Source organism: Streptosporangium sp. NPDC049644 (genome assembly GCF_040675205.1).
GTDB lineage: Bacteria > Actinomycetota > Actinomycetes > Streptosporangiales > Streptosporangiaceae > Streptosporangium > Streptosporangium fukuiense.
On record NZ_JBFAOJ010000049.1, the window covers coordinates 18,093 to 35,757 of the forward strand.

Annotated in this window: 16 protein-coding genes; 11 read left to right on the forward strand and 5 right to left on the reverse strand. The window is 70.4% G+C overall.

Features of this window, described 5'->3' with window-relative positions:
- Positions 1–70 precede the first annotated feature (70 nt).
- Both AB0J58_RS25485 and AB0J58_RS25490 read right to left on the reverse strand, forming a co-directional pair.
- Positions 71–730, reverse strand: coding sequence for a response regulator transcription factor (locus AB0J58_RS25485; RefSeq protein ID WP_364219696.1), 660 nt, complete (start codon positions 728–730; stop codon positions 71–73).
- 4 nt (positions 731–734) lie between these two features.
- Entirely contained in the window at positions 735–1,469 is a 735-nt protein-coding gene (locus AB0J58_RS25490) for a helix-turn-helix domain-containing protein (protein WP_364219699.1), read from the reverse strand.
- Positions 1,470–1,595: 126 nt separating this feature from the next.
- Between AB0J58_RS25490 and AB0J58_RS25495 the strand changes: the two genes are divergently transcribed.
- The 6 genes from AB0J58_RS25495 (at position 1,596) to AB0J58_RS25520 (ending at position 8,963) form a co-directional block, all read left to right on the forward strand.
- Positions 1,596–3,095 carry a lyase family protein gene (locus tag AB0J58_RS25495; protein ID WP_364219702.1) on the forward strand — a complete coding sequence of 500 codons (1,500 nt, stop codon included), beginning with the start codon at positions 1,596–1,598 and terminating at the stop codon, positions 3,093–3,095.
- Positions 3,092–3,997, forward strand: coding sequence for a hypothetical protein (locus AB0J58_RS25500; protein ID WP_343976945.1), 906 nt, complete (start codon positions 3,092–3,094; stop codon positions 3,995–3,997). Before AB0J58_RS25495 ends, AB0J58_RS25500 begins: the two co-directional genes overlap by 4 nt.
- Complete coding sequence (locus AB0J58_RS25505) at positions 3,994–5,025, forward strand: cysteine synthase family protein (protein WP_364219705.1); 1,032 nt, start codon at positions 3,994–3,996, stop codon at positions 5,023–5,025. Before AB0J58_RS25500 ends, AB0J58_RS25505 begins: the two co-directional genes overlap by 4 nt.
- Complete coding sequence (locus AB0J58_RS25510) at positions 5,022–6,329, forward strand: ATP-grasp domain-containing protein (RefSeq protein WP_364219708.1); 1,308 nt, start codon at positions 5,022–5,024, stop codon at positions 6,327–6,329. The genes AB0J58_RS25505 and AB0J58_RS25510 overlap by 4 nt, the downstream gene beginning before the upstream one ends.
- 116 nt (positions 6,330–6,445) lie before the next feature.
- Positions 6,446–7,546 (forward strand): GntG family PLP-dependent aldolase, encoded by a 1,101-nt coding sequence (locus AB0J58_RS25515; protein WP_364219711.1) that lies wholly within the window; start codon positions 6,446–6,448, stop codon positions 7,544–7,546.
- A 10-nt stretch (positions 7,547–7,556) separates the two neighbouring features.
- Positions 7,557–8,963: an MFS transporter gene (locus tag AB0J58_RS25520; protein WP_364219714.1), complete on the forward strand. Its 1,407-nt coding sequence runs from the start codon at positions 7,557–7,559 to the stop codon at positions 8,961–8,963.
- Positions 8,964–9,072: 109 nt separating this feature from the next.
- Here the strand turns inward: AB0J58_RS25520 and AB0J58_RS25525 are convergent, their stop codons facing one another.
- Complete coding sequence (locus AB0J58_RS25525) at positions 9,073–10,203, reverse strand: lectin (protein ID WP_364219717.1); 1,131 nt, start codon at positions 10,201–10,203, stop codon at positions 9,073–9,075.
- 918 nt (positions 10,204–11,121) lie between these two features.
- Here AB0J58_RS25525 and AB0J58_RS25530 point away from each other — a divergent pair.
- Positions 11,122–13,101: an alpha-L-fucosidase gene (locus AB0J58_RS25530; RefSeq protein ID WP_364219720.1), complete on the forward strand. Its 1,980-nt coding sequence runs from the start codon at positions 11,122–11,124 to the stop codon at positions 13,099–13,101.
- A 366-nt stretch (positions 13,102–13,467) separates the two neighbouring features.
- On the opposite strand, the gene AB0J58_RS25535 is transcribed toward AB0J58_RS25530, so the two are convergent.
- Positions 13,468–13,866: a DUF6223 family protein gene (locus AB0J58_RS25535; RefSeq protein ID WP_364219723.1), complete on the reverse strand. Its 399-nt coding sequence runs from the start codon at positions 13,864–13,866 to the stop codon at positions 13,468–13,470.
- Positions 13,867–14,062: 196 nt separating this feature from the next.
- Here AB0J58_RS25535 and AB0J58_RS25540 point away from each other — a divergent pair, with 196 nt between their 5' ends.
- The 4 genes from AB0J58_RS25540 to AB0J58_RS25555 all read left to right on the forward strand — a co-directional run bounded on the left by AB0J58_RS25540 (position 14,063) and on the right by AB0J58_RS25555 (position 17,227).
- Positions 14,063–15,190, forward strand: coding sequence for a sensor histidine kinase (locus AB0J58_RS25540; protein ID WP_364219726.1), 1,128 nt, complete (start codon positions 14,063–14,065; stop codon positions 15,188–15,190).
- Positions 15,187–15,849 carry a response regulator transcription factor gene (locus AB0J58_RS25545; RefSeq protein ID WP_364219729.1) on the forward strand — a complete coding sequence of 221 codons (663 nt, stop codon included), beginning with the start codon at positions 15,187–15,189 and terminating at the stop codon, positions 15,847–15,849. Before AB0J58_RS25540 ends, AB0J58_RS25545 begins: the two co-directional genes overlap by 4 nt.
- A gap of 544 nt (positions 15,850–16,393) precedes the next feature.
- Entirely contained in the window at positions 16,394–16,510 is a 117-nt protein-coding gene (locus AB0J58_RS25550; protein ID WP_364219732.1) for an ALQxL family class IV lanthipeptide, read from the forward strand.
- Positions 16,511–16,852: 342 nt separating this feature from the next.
- Positions 16,853–17,227, forward strand: a complete 375-nt coding sequence (locus tag AB0J58_RS25555) for a nucleotidyltransferase domain-containing protein (RefSeq protein WP_364219735.1) — start codon at positions 16,853–16,855, stop codon at positions 17,225–17,227.
- Here AB0J58_RS25555 and AB0J58_RS25560 read toward each other — a convergent pair.
- Positions 17,208–17,654 carry a hypothetical protein gene (locus tag AB0J58_RS25560; protein WP_364219738.1) on the reverse strand — a complete coding sequence of 149 codons (447 nt, stop codon included), beginning with the start codon at positions 17,652–17,654 and terminating at the stop codon, positions 17,208–17,210. The two genes, AB0J58_RS25555 and AB0J58_RS25560, sit on opposite strands and share 20 nt — an antisense overlap.
- Between the last annotated feature and the right edge of the window lie 11 nt (positions 17,655–17,665).

A 17,665-nucleotide genomic window follows, 5' to 3' on the forward strand; every position in this document is an offset into this window, starting at 1 on the left:
TCGGGTGGTCAGCCGTTCCTCCTTCCACGGGAACGCGGCCCCCTTGCCCGGGCCCGGCGCGGCGGGCGGGTCACACGACTCCTGCCTTGTGTGCGAAGACGGCCATCTGCAGGCGGTCGCGGAGGTTGAGCTTGCACAGCAGGTTGGAGACGTGGAACTTGACGGTCGCCGGGCTCACGTACAGCCTGCTCGCGATCTCGGTGTTGTTCAGCCCGTCGGCGACCAGGACCAGCACCTCGTGCTCGCGCTCGGTGAGCGACTTGACGGCCTCGGGCGGGCGGTAGGGCAGCCCGTTCTCGAACCGCCGCAGGAAACTGCTGGCGACCTGCGGCGCGAAGAACGCCTCACCCCGCGCGATCGCCCTGATCGCCCCCACCAGCTCGTCCTGGTCGCTGGAGCGCAGCAGGAAGCCACGGGCTCCGGCGCGTACCGCGTCGAACATGGTCTCCGGCTGCTCGGTCAGGATGACGCTCCGCACCGGGCCGGCCAGCGAGTCGGCGCGGAGCCGCTCGGTGACCTGGATGCCGTCGAGTCCGGTGAGCCGCTCGTCGACGAGTGCCACGTCGGGCCGCAGGCCGCGGGCCTTGGAGACCGCCTCGAATCCGTCACCGGCGTCCCCCACGACGCGCAGCCCCGGTTCGGCCGCGAGGATCGAGCACAGCGCCGTGCGCAGCAGCCTCTCCGAGTAGCAGATCAGAACCCGGATATCCGTGGTCGAGCTGTTCGTCACCGTCTCACCTCAGACGCGCGAGGGTGAGGTGCCTGGACGGGGCGAGCCCCGCGAGCGGTTCCCTGCCGGTGACGACGACGGCGGTGAAGCCGAGCGTCAGCAGCGGCGGCAGGCGGTCGGCGTCCCGCGCGCCGTCGGCGTCGTCGACCAGCAGCAGGCACCGCCCGCCCGAGGCCGGGGAGGTCATGCGATCGATGCGCGCCAGCCGCACGGCGGCGCGCAGCCCGCCGGGGTCGCGCCGGTCCCGGCCGAGGTCGAGGAAGAGCACGTCCAGCGCCATCCGCTGGCGCAGCACGTGGGCGCACTGGACGGCGAGGGTCGTCTTGCCGACTCCGGCCGGGCCCGTGACGGTCACCAGCGCGGGTTCCCCGCCACCGGAGGCGACCGACACCACCTCCTCGACCTCCCGCAGCAGCGGGAGCCGGCTCAGCGCGACGGTGCCGCTCACCGAGGGCAGGCCCCACTCCGGAGGCGGTGCCACGGCGGGGGCGCCGAGCGAGCGGGGCGGCGCCGCCTCGAAGGTCACCCGGTCCTCACCGGTCAGTTCAAGGGCGGCGGCCAGGCGGCGCACCGAGGTACGGTGCGGGTATCGGGTGCGGCCCCGCTCAAGGTCGCGCAGCGTGCGCACGCTCAGGCGGGCGCGTTCGGCCAGCTCCTCCTGGGTCAGCCGCGCCTTGTCGCGATGGGTGCGCAGTAGCTGAGCGAATCCCAGGCTGTCGGACAACAGTGCAGACCTCACGTGAATCCTCCCGGTGACGACCAGATGCCGTCAACGTAGGAAATGCCGACTATCGTCGGATATCGCCCCGATATCGCCGGTCATTCCTCCTGGTCACCCCCCATACGCGCTGGCAGCGTGAGATGCATGCTTCCGACAGGACGGATACGACAGGGCCCGGCGCCGCTACTGGACGACGCGGTCCTGACCCAGCGGTTCGACTGGGAGACGCGCACCCTGCTGCGGCACTACCGCTGGATCGAGCTGACCCACACCGGTGAGTACGTCCGCATGGGACTGCTCGACCGGGACGCGGCCGAGCGGATCCGCCGGGCGGTACTGGACCTGACGCCCGAGCAGGTCGGCGCCGAGCGTGCGGCGGCCATGTCGGATCCGCTGTTCGCCCTGGAACGGTGCGTCCAGGCGCACGTACCCGAGCGCGCGCACGCCTGGCACGTCGACCGCAGCCGCAACGACATCCAGGCGTGCGCCCAGCTCATGCTCGGCAGGGAACGTCTGCTGGAGACCGTGGCCGCGGTGAGCAGGCTGGCCCGCGCCGCGCTGGAGACCGCGGCCGGGCACACCGAGTCGATCATGCCGGGGTACACCCAGCACCAGACCGCGCAGACCATGACCTTCGGCTTCTACCTGGCCGCGCTCGCCGAGGCGGTTACCGGTGCCGCCGAGTCACTGCAGGCGCTGTTCGACGCGGTCAACCTCTGCCCGCTGGGCGCCGGGGCGATGGCCGGTCTGGAGCTGCCGTGGGACCGGGGGCGGATCGCGGTCGCGCTGGGTTTCGACGGCCCGCAGCCGCACGCGCTGACCTCGGTCGCCTCCCGCGCCTGGGTGCTGCGCACGGCCGGGGAGCTGTCGGTGCTCGGCACCACGCTGAGCCGCTTCCTGACCGACCTGATCTGGTGGAGCGGGTCGAGCTGCCGCTTCATCGACCTGCCGGACGAGCTCGCCGGCATCTCCTCGGCGATGCCGCACAAGCGCAACTTCCCGATCCTGGAACGGGTCCGCGGGATGAGCGGCCACCTGGTCGGGCTCTCGTACGACCTCATGATCGGCCAGCGCAACACCGGCTACACCAACCTCGTGGAGGTCTCCAAGGAGAGCACCCGCTTCCTGGAGGACCTCTTCGCGACCTGTCACACGATGCTGGCGCTGTTCGAACGGGTGGTCACGGACGTGCGGTTCCACCCGGAGCGGGCCCGCCGGGTGGTGCGGGACGAGCTGATGGCCGCCTCGACCGTCGCCAACCACCTCACCCTGGAGCACCGCGTGCCGGCCAGGGACGCGCAGGTGCTCGTCGGCGCGTGGATCTCGGCCGCCCTGGAGCGGCTCGGCCCCACCGGCACCCTCACCCCCGACCTGCTCTCGGCGGCGGACCTGGTCGCCGCGGGCGAACGACTCGGCTTCACCCTGGCCCTCACGGAGGACGAGGTACGCGAGCTGCTGGATCCGGAGGCGGGCGTGTGGCGCAGGCAGACCGCCGGCTCGACCCGCCCCGAGCAGGTCCTTCTCCTCCTGGAGCAGGTCGGCGACCGGCTGGCCGCCGTCGACCAGGGAGCCGCGGAGCGGTCCCGATGGCTGCGAGACGCCTGGGAGCACACCACCGGCACGAAGGCGGGCGAGCTGACATGACCATCCAGATGCCGATCCGGGAGAGCGACGGCCGCAGCGGAGGGGTCGGCCGGGGGCGCGCCCCCGGCACCTTCGGCGAACTGCTGCAGGGGATCCTGGGGTCCGGTACGGACTTCCTGGTGACCTTCCCCGTCGACCTGTACGTGGAGGCCGCCTTCGAACCCGACCCCCAGCTGGACCAGGTGATCGTTTCACCGCCGCACAAGAACAAGGCACGGCGCCTCGCCACCGGGATCATGTCCCACTACGGGGTGCACACCGGCGGCTGGCTGATGCTCAACAGCGCGCTCCCCGAGGGCAAGGGCATGGCCAGCTCCACCGCCGACCTGGTCGCCACCGCGCGCGCGGTGGACTCGGCCTTCCGCCTCAAGCTCCCCAACCGGCTGCTGAAACAGATGATGGCCGAGATCGAGCCGTCCGACGGGGTCATGCATCCGGGAATCACCGCGTTCTTCCACCGGCAGGTGCGGCTGCACCGGCGAATGGGCACGCTCCCCCAGCTGACCATCGCCGGGATCGACGACGGGGAGAGCGTCGACACCGTCGCCTTCAACCGGTCGAGAAAGCCGATCCCCGCTCACTGGGCGGTGCGCTACGGCGAGCTGCTCGACCAGCTCACCCGCGCCGTACGCGACCACGACCTGACCGCCGTGGGCCAGGTCGCCACCGCCAGCGCGCGGCTGTTCCAGACCTTCAACCCCAAACCCCACCTGGCGGCGGTGGAGGAGATCTGCCACGACGTCGGCGGGCTCGGCACGGTCGTCGGTCACAGCGGTACCTGCCTGGGCATCCTGCTGGCCCGGCACGATCCCGAGCACGGTCCCCGGCTGGCCCGCGCCCTCACGGAACTGGAGCGGCTGGGGCGGCCCCTCATCGTCTGTAGGAGCACGAGCCGGACATGACACTCAGAACTGATGCCATCGACGCCATCGGCCGTACTCCGCTGATGCGCCTGCGCGCGACCGGCGGGGCGACCGTCCACGCGAAGCTGGAGCTGGCCAACCCGTACGGAATGAAGGACCGCGTCGCCCGGCAGGCGATCCTGACCGCCAGGGCCGAGGGGGTGCTGGCCGACGGCGGCCTGATCGTGGAGAGCTCCTCGGGCACCCTGGCCATGGGGGTCGCGCTGGTCGGCACGTACCTCGGCCACCAGGTGCACATCGTCACCGACCCCCGGATCGACCCGATCACCATGGCCAAACTGGAGGCGCTGGGCGCCACCCTGGACATCGTGCCCGCCATGACCGGCAACGGCTGGCAGAGCGCCAGGCTGGAGCGGCTGCGGGCCGTGCTGGCCGCCAACCCCGGCGCGTTCTGGCCCAGGCAGTACGACAACCCGGCCAACCCCGCCGCCTACGACCGCCTCGCCGAGGAGGTGATCTCGGAGATCGGCCGGGTCGACGTGCTGGTGGGCGCGGTGGGCAGCGGCGGCTCGCTGTGCGGGACGGCGCGGGCGCTGCGCCGGACCAACCCCGCGCTGCGGGTGGTCGCCGTGGACGCCGTCGGCAGCGCCATCTTCGGCCAGCCCGACGTGCCGAAGCGGCTGCAGAGCGGACTGGGCAACAGCCTGGTCCCGGCCAACGTCGACTTCTCGGTCATCGACGAGGTCCACTGGCTGTCGGACCGGGAGGCCTTCGCCGCCACCCTGGAGCTCGCCTCGCACGAGAAGGTCTTCGCGGGCAACAGCTCCGGCTCCGCCTACCAGGTGGCGCGCTGGCTCGGCTCGCGGCTCGACCCGGACGTGTCGGTGGTGGTGATCTTCCCCGACCGGGGCGACCGGTACGTCAACACCATCTACAGCACCGAGTACCGGGCGGCGCACGGCCTGACCGACCTTCGCCCGCCGCTCGCCCCCGAACCGATCCGGCTCACCGACACCGCCGTGAGCTGGTCCTACGCGACGCTCCACCCGGCCTGGGAGTACGCATGAACCCCGTCCTCGTCTTCGTCGAGTCCAACACCACCGGCTCCGGGATGCTGGCCTTCGCCAGGGCCGCCGCGCTGGGGTTCACCCCGGTACTGGCCACCGCCGACCCGTCCCGCTACACCGGGCTGGCGGCCACCGGAGTGCGGGTCGTCACCTGCGACACGGACTCTCCCGCCACCCTGGCGACAGAGCTGCGCCGCGCCCTGGGAAAGATCGCCGGGGTCACCACGACCAGTGAGTTCTACACCGTCGCGGTCGCCCGGCTGGCCGCCGACCTCGGGCTGCCCGGCAGCCCGCCGGAGGCCGTGGCCGCCTGCCGGGACAAGGGGCGGACCCGCCGGATCCTGGCCGCAGCCCGGCTGCCCTCCCCCGCCTTCGAACTGGTCGGCCCCCGCGACGACATCGACGCCCGGGTCGTGGTCGCGCTGTCGCGGATCGCGCTGCCCTGCGTCGTCAAGCCCGTCGACGACACCGGCTCGCTGAGCGTGGTGCTCTGTCACACGCCCGGGGAGGTGGCGGCCCACTGCCGCCGGATCACCTCGGCCGCCGTCAACGTACGGGGCCAGGCCACCGCGAGGACCGCGCTGATCGAGGGCTATCTGGCAGGCCCTGAGTACAGCGTCGAGACGGTCGGCTCCGGCGGGTCGCACCGCTGTGTCGGCGTCACCGCCAAACGGGTGACGGCGCCGCCGCACTTCGTGGAGCGCGGGCACGTCTTCCCCGCGCCGCTTCCGGCGGACGAGACCCGAATCCTCGTCGAGACCGCGTTCCGCGCGCTGGCCGCCGTCGGTGTCACCCACGGTGCCGCCCACATCGAGATGAAACTCATCGACGGCCACGCGTACGTGGTGGAGATCAACGCCCGCCCCGCGGGGGGCATGATCCCCGAGGTCATCGCGCGGGCGGGTGACTTCGACCTGCTCGACGCCCACCTGCGGGCCGCGGTCGGCCTGGACCAGTTGCCGCTGCCCGAGCGGTTCGCCCCGGCGGGGATCGCCTTCCTGCTGCCCCCCGACCACGCCGTGGCCGGGCGGGGGAGGACCGTCCTGCGGGAGGTGGCCGGGATGCGGGAGGCCGGTGCCGTGCCGGGTGTCGACACGGTGGCCGTCACCGCGCCGCGGGGTTCCGAGGTGCGGCCGGCCCGCAGCAGCTATGACCGGCTGGGCTATGTGATCGCGCACGCGCCCGGCCATCGCGAGCTGGACGAGGCGCTGAAGACCGCGCTCGGCCACCTGCGGCCGGTGCTGTTCCACGAGTTTCCGCCGATCGAGATTCCCCGCCAGCAGTACCGGACCTCGTTCTCCTGAACCTCCGCCCCCGGTCGTCCCTGGCTGTCCCTGTCCGTCCTCGGCTTCCGGGCGTTCACCGGCTTTCCCGAGCGGCCCCTGCCTTCGTACCCAGAACTCCCCCGATTGGAAATCCCATGACGAGCGTGCTGGACACCCCCCACCTGGTCGCCGGAGAGAACGACGGCGGCGAGATCGAGCTGCGCAGCGACACCTTCACGCTGCCCACCCCCGCGATGCTGGAGGCCGCCGCGAACGCGCCGCTGGGCGACGACGTCTACGGCGAGGACCCGACGGTGGCCAAGCTGGAACGGCTGGCGGCCAACCTGCTCGGCAAGGCCGCGGGCTGCCTGATGCCGAGCGGTACCATGGCCAACCTCGCCGCGCTGCTCGCGCACTGCCCGCGCGGCGGCAAGGCGATCGTCGGCCACGAGTCCGACCTGTACGTCTACGAGGCCGGGGGGGCCTCGATGTGCGGCGGCATCGTCTACGAGCCGCTCGCCAACCTGCCCGACGGGACTATCAGCCTGGAGGACATCGCCGAGGCGTGCACCGTCGACCGCGCCGACCCGCAGATCGCCCCTCCGGCGCTGGTCAGCCTGGAGACGCCGCAGAACCGGTGCGGCGGCCTGCCGCTCCAGCTCGACTACCTCGCCGAGGTGGCCCAGCTGACCCGCTCGCACGGCGTGGCGCTGCATCTGGACGGGGCGCGCATCTTCAACGCCTCGGTCGCGCTGGGCATCACCCCCGCGGAGATCGCCTTCTACGCCGACACCGTGCAGATCTGCCTGTCCAAGGGCCTGTGCGCGCCGATCGGATCGGTACTGGTGGGCGATCGGGCGATCATCGCCCAGGCCAGGCGGATGCGGAAGATGCTCGGCGGCGGCATGCGGCAGGCGGGCATGATCGCGGCCTGCGGCATCATCGCCCTCACCGAGATGACCGGCAGGCTGGCCGAGGACCACGAGAAGGCCGCCCGCCTCGCCCGCGGACTGGCACGGCTGCCCGGCGTACGGCTGAACCCCGGCCCGCCGATCACGAACATGGTGTTCTTCCGGGTCCGCGACGAGCGCTACACCACCCGGTCGTTCATCGCGGCCGCCCGGCGCAGAGGCGTCCGGGTGGAGGAGCTGGGGCACGGGCGGATCCGGGCGGTGACCCACGCGGGGGTCAGCACCGACGCCGTCGACCGGGCGATCGGGGTCTTCGCCGATCTGCTCGCCCCCACTGGCCGATGAGAGGGAGACCATGCGAACGGACGGGAACAGCACGTCGGCACAGCGGGCGGCGGCCACCGCCGAGGACGAGCCGACGGAACGACGGGGAGCGACGGACCTCTCCGACCGTGACCGGCCCGCGGAACGACAGGCGACGAGCAGCACGGCGAACGAAGCGCCGAAACAGCGGGCCGGGGGAAACGCGGGCCGTCCGGGGCTGGGGCGCTCGTTTCATCACCTGTGGGCGGCGTCCGGCCTGTCGAACCTGGCCGACGGCGTCCTGCTCGTCGGCGTCCCCCTGCTCGCGGTCTCCCTCACTCGCTCACCGGCACAGGTGGCGCTGGTCAGCGCCGCGACGACGCTGCCGTGGCTGCTGCTGGCCCTGCACGCGGGCGCGATCGCCGACCGCCTGGACCGGCGCCGGATCATGGTCCTGGCGGGCTGGTCCCGCGCCGCCGTACTGGCCGCGACGGCCGCCGCCGCCTGGCTGGACCTGCTGAGCCTGCCGGTGCTGGTGGCGGCGGTGCTGCTGGCCGGCGCCGCCGAGGTGTTCGCCGACACCTCGGCCCAGTCGGCACTGCCGATGGCCGTGACCGGCGACCGGCTGGGCGCGGCCAACGGGCGGCTCGTCGCCACCCAGACCCTCGGCAACCACTTCCTCGGCGCCCCGCTCGCGGGCCTGCTGGTCGGCGTCGCCACCACCGCCGTGTTCGGCACGGCCGCCCTGCTGTACGCGGCCGGCGCGCTGCTGCTGCTCGGCATGCGCGGCCGGTTCCGCCCGGAGGCCGCCCCCGCCCAGGCGCTGCGCGCCGACATCGCCGACGGCATGCGCCACCTGTGGGGACACCGCGCTCTGCGTGCCCTGGCCGCCTACTCCGGCGTGCTCAACCTCGCCTACGGCGCCTACTTCGCGGTCTTCGTGCTCTGGGTGACCGGCGACGGCTCCCGGGTGGGTCTCACCCCCGCCCAGTACGGCCTGCTGGCGGCGACCCTGGCCGCCGGCGCGCTGGCCGGTTCGGTGCTCTCCGGCTCACTCACCCGCCTGACCGGCGAGAACGGCGCCCTGGTGGGCGTCACACTGCTCAACGCGCTGCTGCTGGTGGTGCCCCTTCTCCTGCCCTCTCCCCTGGCGGTCTTCCCCGCCGCGGCGGGCATCGGCGCGGCCAACGCCGTCACCAACGTCGTCTCCGTCTCGCTGCGTCAGCGGCTCATCCCCGAAGGGCTGCTCGGCCGGGTGAACGCCACCTGCCGCCTGATCGGCATGGGCGCCATGCCCCTGGGCGCCGCCACCGCCGGCCTGCTCGCCACCCTGGCCGGCCTGCCCGCCGTCTTCTGGTCCGCCTGCGTGCTCTCCCTGCTCGCGGCGGTTCTCATCCTGCGTGACGGGCAGGCCAGAGGCCCGGCACGAGGCCACCGCGGGGCCGAGAGCCACGAATGAGGCGGCGGTCCGACACCACGGCCGGCGACCAGACCCTGGTCCAGAAGAGGCTTTCAACCAGGCTCTGGTCGCCCTCACGATGAGCAGGCCCATGCGCCAGGGATGCGGATCAGACGCGGGTCCAGCGCTGGTTGGCGGCGCCGTTGCAGGACCAGATCTGGAGTTTGACCCCGTTGGCGGTGGAGTAGTTGGGGACGTCCAGGCACTTGTTCGCGCCGACGGCGGTGATGCTGCCGTCGCTGTTGAAGCGCCACTTCTGGTTGCTCTGCCCGTTGCAGTCCCAGATCTGCACCTGCGCGCCATCGGCGGTGCCCAGGTTGGCCACGTCCAGGCACTTGTTTCCGTACACCCGCAACTCACCCGCGTCGGTCTGTGTCCAGCGCTGGTTGGTCTGCCCGTTGCAGTCCCAGATCTGCACCTGCGCGCCGTTGGCCTGTGAGACGTTGGCGACGTCCAGGCATCTGCCGGAACCCACGCCGCGGATCGCGCTCACCGGCGCGGACGAGGGCGTCGGGCTGGGGACGCCGGGCTGGCCGATGCTGCCGGAGACCGACTGGAGTGCCGCGTACCAGGCGGCGGCCATCTTGTCGTAGCCGCCGGCGGTGGGGTGGATGCCGTCGATCAGGTCGGACGTGGTCAGCTTGCTGTGCATGTCGACCAGATGGACGCGCTTGCCGCTGTTCACCTTGTTCTGCACGATGCCGGGGATGGCCGCGTTGAAGGTGCGGGCGGCGGCCTCCTGGCTCGCCGACGACAGCGGGATGATGGTGGCGACGAACACGTCCGCGTCCGGCACGGTCGCGGTTATGTGGTCGATCAGGGTGGACAGTCGCTGGGGCGCACCGGCCACGTTGTAGTTCTGCAGGATGTCGTTGGTGCCGATGTGCAGCAGCACCGTGCGCGGATTGTAGGTCCGCGCCCAGCCGGCGATGTTCGCGTCGATCTGGTCGATGCGCCAGCCGGGGTGCCCCTGGTGGTCGTGATCACCCAGGGCGGCCGGTCCGTTGAACTGCGACCCGACGAAATCCACCGTGTACCGGCCGGAGGCCAGTCGCTGCCACAGGCCGATGCGGTATCCGCCCGGGACCTGCGTGCCCTCGGTGATCGAGTCGCCCAGCGGCATGACCCGCACGCCGCCGTTGGACTCCGCGCCGGCGACGCTCGTCCGCGTCACCGCGCCCAGCGCGACCATGATCACAGCCAGAAACGCCGCGGTGAACCACCGTCTCCACCTACGCATGCTCAACCTCTTTCCTGAAGCCGGGGGCGGTTACTGCTGACAGCTCGGATAGCGCTAACAATCTGTATTCGGAGCACTCGCCAACGAATGTCGTGTGGTGGCGAGAGTGGCGGCTTGGGCACATCGCAGGTGCCCGCCGGTCACAGGGTTATGAGGTCCGATGTATCAGGCTGATCTGAAGTTCTCGCCGTGCGGAGAATCCTCCCGTCAAGAGATCGTCGACCGTGAGGGTGAATCGCGGATGTGGTGTCTGTCCGGGATTCACGGTCGTCGAGCATGTCTTTTCGAGGGACAGATAGATGTGAGCGTTAACATTTTTCTGTCGATTGTGGCTTCTTCCCGTGCCGAACAATTGCGGTGGTGGAGCGGAGCAAACACGAGGCGAGGAGAGACTGTCAAGAGCCTGAAGCACGGCGAGGCAGGCAGGGGCGGGAGCCGGAGACGGCCCATCTGGTGTTTCACGGGTCGCCGCACCGAGCGGGCCGGGGCGATGTGATGAAAATTTCACGGCCAACATCTCGTCCCGGATGGCGAAACTGCGACTTTCAAGGATCCGGCAGGCGTCGAAGCAGGCGTGCAACGTGTGTATCAAGCGATGAGACAGAACCTTCCTGAATGAGCTTGACACATTTTGTAATAGTTTCCACACTGAGTCCCCGAGACGGCCCCTATGCCAAGTCGGTGGTGCGCGGCAGGGGCCGTCGACCACGACGCCCGAGTGGTGTGTGTTCCCCGATGACGGGACGCGGCGTCGATCCCGCGGGGTGTCGTCCCCCGCGATCATCCGGATCTCCAGGTGGCTCCGGCGGCTCGTGTACCGGGTGAGACGACGCGCAAGACGTCCACCCGGCACACGGCCGCGCGTTCATCCCACCCGCAGAACAGCCAGGAGAATCCCCTTCCGAGAGGTTTCCGCCCATGTCCTCGTCCTCGTTCCCGTTCAGCCGCCGCGCACTGCTCGCCGGAGCCGGGGGTGCCGCGGCCGCCGGCCTACTGGGGGTCCGCCCCACGTGGGCCGCCAACGCTCCGAGCAGCTACACCCCGACCTGGGCATCGGTCGACCAGCACCCGCCGGCCCCCGAATGGTTCCAGGACGCCAAGTTCGGCATCTACTACCACTGGGGGGTGTTCAGCGTCCCCGCGTTCGCCAACGAGTGGTACCCCCGCAACATGTACTTCAGCGGCTCCAACGAGAACAACCACCACAGGAACGTCTACGGCGATCCCTCGGTATGGCCGTACCACAACTTCATCAACGGCGCCGCTGACAGGGCCGGCAACTGGGTGCAGTTCGCGCCCAGGCTCAGATCCGCCGGCGGCAACTTCGACCCCGACGAGTGGGCGCAGCTGTTCCTCGACGCCGGCGCCAAGTTCGCCGGGCCGGTGGCCGAGCACCATGACGGCTACTCGATGTGGAACAGCAGGGTGAACGAGTGGAACTCGGTCGCCACCGGCCCGAGGCTCGACCTGCTGCGGCTGCACGCCGACGCCATCCGGGCCAAGGGCCTCAAGCTGCTGGTCTCCCTGCACCACGCCTACAACTTCACCGGTTTCTTCGAGCGCGCGCCCATGCAGTCCACCACCTCCATCAGGAAGCTCTACGGCCAGCTGGACAGGACCGCGGAGAACCAGCTCTGGTACGACAAGCTCAAGGAGGTCATCGACGGCTACCGGCCCGACATCATCTGGCAGGACTTCAACCTCAGCCAGATCCCCGAGACACACCGGCTGAACTTCCTCGCCTACTACTACAACCAGGCCATCGCCTGGAACAGGGAGGTGGTCGCCACCTACAAGGACGGGTTCAACACCAGGGGCGAGGTCTACGACTTCGAGCGCGGCGGGCCCGCGGGCATCCAGACCCCCTACTGGCTGACCGACGACAGCATCTCCAGCTCAAGCTGGTCCTACACCAACGGCATCGGCTACTACTCGCTCAACGCCATGCTGCACTCGCTGATCGACCGGGTCAGCAAGAACGGCAACATGCTGCTGAACATCGCCCCGATGGCCGACGGCACCATCCCGTCCGGGCAGCGGACGATCCTGCTGGGCATCGGGGACTACCTCAGGCGCTTCGGCGAGTCGATCTACTCCACCCGGGCCTGGGTGAGCTTCGGCGAAGGCCCCACCCAGATGGGCGGCGGCTCCTTCGTCACGCCACGGCCGGGAACCAACCGGGACATCCGCTTCACTCGCCACAAGAACAACACGGTCCTGTACGCCACCGTGCTCGGCTGGCCGGGTGCCACCCTGGACATCACGACCCTGGGCTCGAACCGGATCAACCTGAGCGGCCTGACCTCGGTACAGCTCCTCAACTCCACCGCCGGGTCGTACATCAACCTGCCCGACCGCAGCCAGGACGGTTCCGGCCTGCACATCTCGATGCCGTCCTCCACCGCCCCGTTCAGCGCCCCGGCGTATGTGGTCAAGCTGACCTTCTCCGGACAGATCCCCGCCCTGGACTCGGGCCCCACCCCGACCGGCTGGGTGCGGATCGCCAACGTCACCACCGGCCTGGTGCTGGACAGCGGCGGCAACGTCGCCTCCGGATCGAACCTCAAACAGTGGAACTACGACGGCAGCGCCAACCTGCAGTGGCAGCTCGCCGACCTGGGCGGCGGCTGGTACCGCGTCGTCAACCGCACCAACGGCATGGTCATCGACAGCTGGGGCAACACCGCCAACGGCGCCAACGCCAGGCAGGCGGCCTGGAACGGCGGCAACAACCAGCAGTGGCGCCTCAACAGCGTGGGCAACGGCCGCTACCAGATCATCAACTGCGGTACCAACACCGCCCTCGACGGCATGGGCAGCAGCACCGCCGGCTCCACCGTGTCCATGTGGGCGCCCAACAACAACACCAACAACCACTGGACCGTCACGAGCGTGTGACGGCCGGCGACCTGTCGCCGACCTGACCCCGTACGCGCTTCGCCGTGACCGGCCACCGGTCGCGGCGAAGCCCATCCCGGCGTGCACGTCGTTGCCGGGAAGTTGCCGGGGAGCCGACGATCCCATTGCTCACCTCGGCGAACCCGAAAAGGCAACGATGACCACAGCGGAGCCGTGTCGTCCCGTACGCACGATCGCGCTGTCGCGCCGCGACCACCACGGCGTCTTCGTGAGGGCGATGTCACGAACGTAGTGCTCGCGGTTTGCCACTCTTCAGTGTGGGCCGGTCCGGCCAGGTGGCCGGTAGGTCTGTGGCTGGAGGCAAGCGCGTACGGCACGCGGGAATGGGGCGGGGCGGACTTCGGGTCAGCCGGTGCGGCGGGAGCGGGCCAGCGCCAGCCCGCCGAGGGCCATGGCGATCAGCCCGACCGCCAGGGCCACGAAGCCCCCGACTATCCCGTAGCCGGTGCCGGGACCGCCGTCGGCGGCGGCCACGACCAGCCCGCCGCCGACCAGCCCGGCCAGCCCTGCCGCCAGGGCCACGATGGCCCCCCTTCGTCCGGTGCCGGTGCCGATACGACCGGCGGAGCGGGCCAGGGCCAGCCCGCCGATGACCACGCCGGCCAGCCCCAGCAGCGCGGCCACCAAGGACCAGAGACGCCCGGCGGTCAAGGTGTAGGCACTGGCGGGATCCGGCTGTGCGGCAAGCTCGACACCTTCGACCAGGGCGGCTTCGGCCACGGCGATCACGAATCGGACTGACATGCGGTGCTCCTTCTCTTCCTGCGAGTGGACATCGCCTGATCATGTCCGCCGGGCCCACCGCCGGTCGTCCGGCGGACGCAGGCAATTCGCACTACCGCGGACGCCGCAGCGGCCGCGAAGATACCGCGTGTGCGGTAGCCGGCCGATCATCCGCACGCAGGAGTCGCCCACGCGGACATCCGGCTAGGGTGCGCGCATGAGTACAGGACGGGCCGGTGTCCGGGCCGGTGTCACAGACTGGGCGATCGCCGTCTGCGTGGCGGCGACGCTGCTGGTCACCGGGCTGTCCGGGCAGAATTCCGCCACGAACCTCGACCTGTTCGGCTACGCGCTGCTGGCGGCCGGCGGCCTGGTGCTGGCCGCGCGCCGCCGGGCTCCGGTTCCCGTCCTGGCCGTCACCGGGCTGTGCGCGGTGGGTTACCAGGCGGCCGGTTTCGACGTGCCCGCCGTCGCGTACCTGTGCGCGGTGTACGCGGCCGTACGGGCGGGACACCGCACCGTCACGGTGGCGGTGAGCGTGATCATGCTGGCCGCTCTCCCCTTCGCGGCCCTGGCCTCGGGTCTGCACGACACGGGCGAGGCGCTCGCGCAGGCCCGAGGCGCCCTCGAACTGGCCTGGCTGGTCGCGGCCGGTGCCGCGGGTGAGGCGCTGCGGCAGGCCGAGCGGCGGGCGGAGGAGGCCGAGCACACCCGGGAGGAGACCGCGCGGCGCCGCGCCAACGAGGAGCGGCTGCGCATCGCGCGGGAGTTGCACGATTCGCTCACCCACCAGATCTCGGTCATCAAGGTGCAGGCCGAAGTCGCCGTCCACGTGGCCCGCAAGCGTGGTGAACAGGTGCCGGAGGCCCTGCTGGTGATCCAGGAGGCCGGTCGTGAGGCGACCCGGGAGCTGCGCGCGACCCTGCAGGCGCTGCGCGACGACGACACGACCCCGCCGCGTGGGCTCGACCACGTCCCGGAACTGGTGGAACGGGCCCGCACCGTCGGCCTGGACGCGACACTGACGGTCGAAGGACAACGACACGACGTGCCGGCCGCGGTGAGCCGGACCGTCTACCGGATCGTCCAGGAATCGCTCACCAACATCGCCCGTCACGCCTCCGCCGCGACAGCGTCGGTCCGGATCGACTACCGTCCCGACGCCCTCGCGATACGCGTCGATGACGACGGCAAGGCCACACCGGACACCGTCCCGGTGCCCGGCGTCGGGCTGCTCGGGATGCGCGAACGAGTCACCGCCCTCGGCGGGCGCCTGCGGGCGGCACCGCGCGGTGAGGGAGGCTTCACCGTCCACGCCGAACTTCCCGTGGACCGAACGTCATGATCCGTGTCCTGCTGGTCGACGACCAGCCGCTCATCCGCAGCGGATTCCGCGCGCTCCTCGACCTCGAAGACGACATCGAGGTGGTGGCCGAGGCCGCCGACGGGAAGGAGGGCCTGGCCCTGGCCAGGGAACACCTGCCCGACATCGCGCTCGTCGACATCCAGATGCCGGTCGTCGACGGCATCGAGGCGACCCGGCGCATCGCCGCGGACCCGGCCCTGGCCGGGGTGCACGTCGTCATCCTGACCAACTACGGCCTGGACGAGTACGTCTTCAACGCGCTGCGCGCCGGCGCGGCCGGATTCCTCGTCAAGGACATCCAGCCGGAGGACTTCCTGCACGCCGTACGCGTCGCCGCGCGCGGCGACGCGCTGCTCGCCCCGTCGATCACCCGTAAGCTCATCGACAGGTACGTCACCCAGCCGCTCAACCCCGGCACCGACACTGGGCTGAAAGAACTGACCAACCGCGAACGCGAGGCCGTCGCCCTGGTCGCGCGAGGTCTGTCCAACGACCAGATCGCCGACCGCATGGTGATCAGCCCGCTGACCGCGAAAACCCACGTCAACCGGGCCATGGTCAAGCTCCATGCCCGTGACCGCGCCCAGCTCGTGGTCCTCGCCTACGAATCCGGCCTGGTGACCCCGCGCAACTTCTGACATCCACGGTCCGAGTGCGGGCCATGATCAACCGTCCCGAACACGACCTCAGCCTTTCAAGATCAGCATAAGCGGCCGTTAAGAACGCTTAAGGCTTCTTAAGCATCCGCGGATTATCGTCGGCCCGAAAGGGCCCATCGGCGGTGAACCGGTGAAATGGAATCCCGGACTCCAGTGCCCGGGCGAGCATGGCCGTGACCGGCTGCCGCTTCGTGGCGAACGGCATCCGGCCCGCCGATAACAGCGTCTTCCGTCCCGGTCGTTTCGGTGATCGGCGAAAGTCAGGCCGGGAGTCGGGAACGCCTTGTCGTTCCTATCGAAAGTGGTTCATAAGTGCCCGGCACGATGCTGTCCCGGTACGGCGAATTCGTCGTACCGGTACGGACCCGGAGTACGACCTTGATCGAGGAACCCGCCCGCGCCGACGAAGCGGCATGGTAGGCACCACACCGAGTCCGACCACACAGACTCCGCCAGACGAGCCGGTGGTTACGGAGACCGCCGCAGTCTCGGTGGAGGTCCTCCCAACAAAAGGAGAAGAGCAGTGGAACTCGACGTCAACTCTCTGGACATGCTCCCCAGCAAGATGGAAGCCGCGCTGTATCCCTGCAAAACCACCTGCGTTACTCTCGTCTCCCTGATCACGCTCACCCTCGACTGATGTTCACCGCGGGAGCGGCCGGATCGGACGCTCGCGGTAGGTGACGGTCGAAAGCGCGTCGCCTCGGCTGCGGAGGCATTCGTCGCGGTGGGCGGCGGCCGGGGCGACACGCGATGAACGCCTGACCTTCGCCGTCCCGCACCGGCCCCGCCCCTCGACCGTCGGCGCGATCGCCCGCGCCGCCTCCCCGGCCCGAGGTCGCGCCGGTCGTAACGGGGCTCCGGTCGGGAACCTGTTCGGCGAAGGTCCTCTTGGCGCAGGTGTCGTTACGGCAGGGGAACCGATGAACCTACTCCTGCGAAACATTCACACGTTCGTGGTGAATTGGCGAAAATCGGGGAGATGGATTCACATCGTAAGATCGCCGAACGGGACGATGTGCTCGCCGTCCTGCTTGCCGGATCGGTGTGCCGTGGCGAGCATGTGGCCACCTCCGACATCGACCTGCTCGTCGTGACCACGGAGGACTCCGCACTGGAGGCGGGACCTCGACGGCTGGTCCAGGGCCTGCTGGCGGAGTGGGTCGCGAGACCGGAAGCGGAATGGCTCACCCGTTTCGACCGGCCGAAGACCTCGTGGCTGTATTCGTTCCTCGAGGCGGAGGTCCTGCTTCGAAGCGACCCGGCACCTGACGGCGCGACTGCGAACAGAGCTCGGCCCAGCCGACCACGAACGCGGCTGATGGTCCGAACTGTCGTCAGTGCCGGCCGTCTCTGACCACGCGGACGCTGCGCAGCGTGGTGTCCAGCGCATCCGGCACGACCATCCCAGCGCAGACGCCGGTGCGCAAGTAGTTCAGGACCTCCTCGGTGAATCGCTCACCGGGCAGAGCGGCCGGAATGCCCGGCGGGTACGGGGTGAGCATCTCGGCGGCGATCCGGCCCGCGGCCCCGTCGACGGGCACCTGCTCGGTCTCGGCGAAGAACGCCTTACGCGGGGACATGGCCTGGTCCAGGCGGAGGTCGCCGGCGATCCGCACCTGGGCCGACGGGAGTTCGTCCGCGTGCGCGACCAGGTCCCGGAGGGCGGTGAGCAACCGCTCCGCCGAGTCCTCGCCGTCGGCGTGGGTGAGCTGGGCGCTGATCCGGCGATGGTCGGACAGGTGCATGTTGATCTGGTGGTGCTCCCGTAGCCAGTCGGCCATCGTGTACCCGC

Coding starts and splice junctions, on each gene's coding strand:
- AB0J58_RS25495 (WP_364219702.1), top strand. CDS start 1,596: ATGCTTCCGACAGGACGGATACGACAGGGCCCGGCGCCGCTACTGGAC.
- AB0J58_RS25500 (WP_343976945.1), top strand. CDS start 3,092: ATGACCATCCAGATGCCGATCCGGGAGAGCGACGGCCGCAGCGGAGGG.
- AB0J58_RS25505 (WP_364219705.1), top strand. CDS start 3,994: ATGACACTCAGAACTGATGCCATCGACGCCATCGGCCGTACTCCGCTG.
- AB0J58_RS25510 (WP_364219708.1), top strand. CDS start 5,022: ATGAACCCCGTCCTCGTCTTCGTCGAGTCCAACACCACCGGCTCCGGG.
- AB0J58_RS25515 (WP_364219711.1), top strand. CDS start 6,446: ATGACGAGCGTGCTGGACACCCCCCACCTGGTCGCCGGAGAGAACGAC.
- AB0J58_RS25520 (WP_364219714.1), top strand. CDS start 7,557: ATGCGAACGGACGGGAACAGCACGTCGGCACAGCGGGCGGCGGCCACC.
- AB0J58_RS25525 (WP_364219717.1), bottom strand. CDS start 10,203: ATGCGTAGGTGGAGACGGTGGTTCACCGCGGCGTTTCTGGCTGTGATC.
- AB0J58_RS25530 (WP_364219720.1), top strand. CDS start 11,122: ATGTCCTCGTCCTCGTTCCCGTTCAGCCGCCGCGCACTGCTCGCCGGA.
- AB0J58_RS25535 (WP_364219723.1), bottom strand. CDS start 13,866: ATGTCAGTCCGATTCGTGATCGCCGTGGCCGAAGCCGCCCTGGTCGAA.
- AB0J58_RS25540 (WP_364219726.1), top strand. CDS start 14,063: ATGAGTACAGGACGGGCCGGTGTCCGGGCCGGTGTCACAGACTGGGCG.
- AB0J58_RS25545 (WP_364219729.1), top strand. CDS start 15,187: ATGATCCGTGTCCTGCTGGTCGACGACCAGCCGCTCATCCGCAGCGGA.
- AB0J58_RS25555 (WP_364219735.1), top strand. CDS start 16,853: ATGGATTCACATCGTAAGATCGCCGAACGGGACGATGTGCTCGCCGTC.
- AB0J58_RS25560 (WP_364219738.1), bottom strand. CDS start 17,654: ATGGCCGACTGGCTACGGGAGCACCACCAGATCAACATGCACCTGTCC.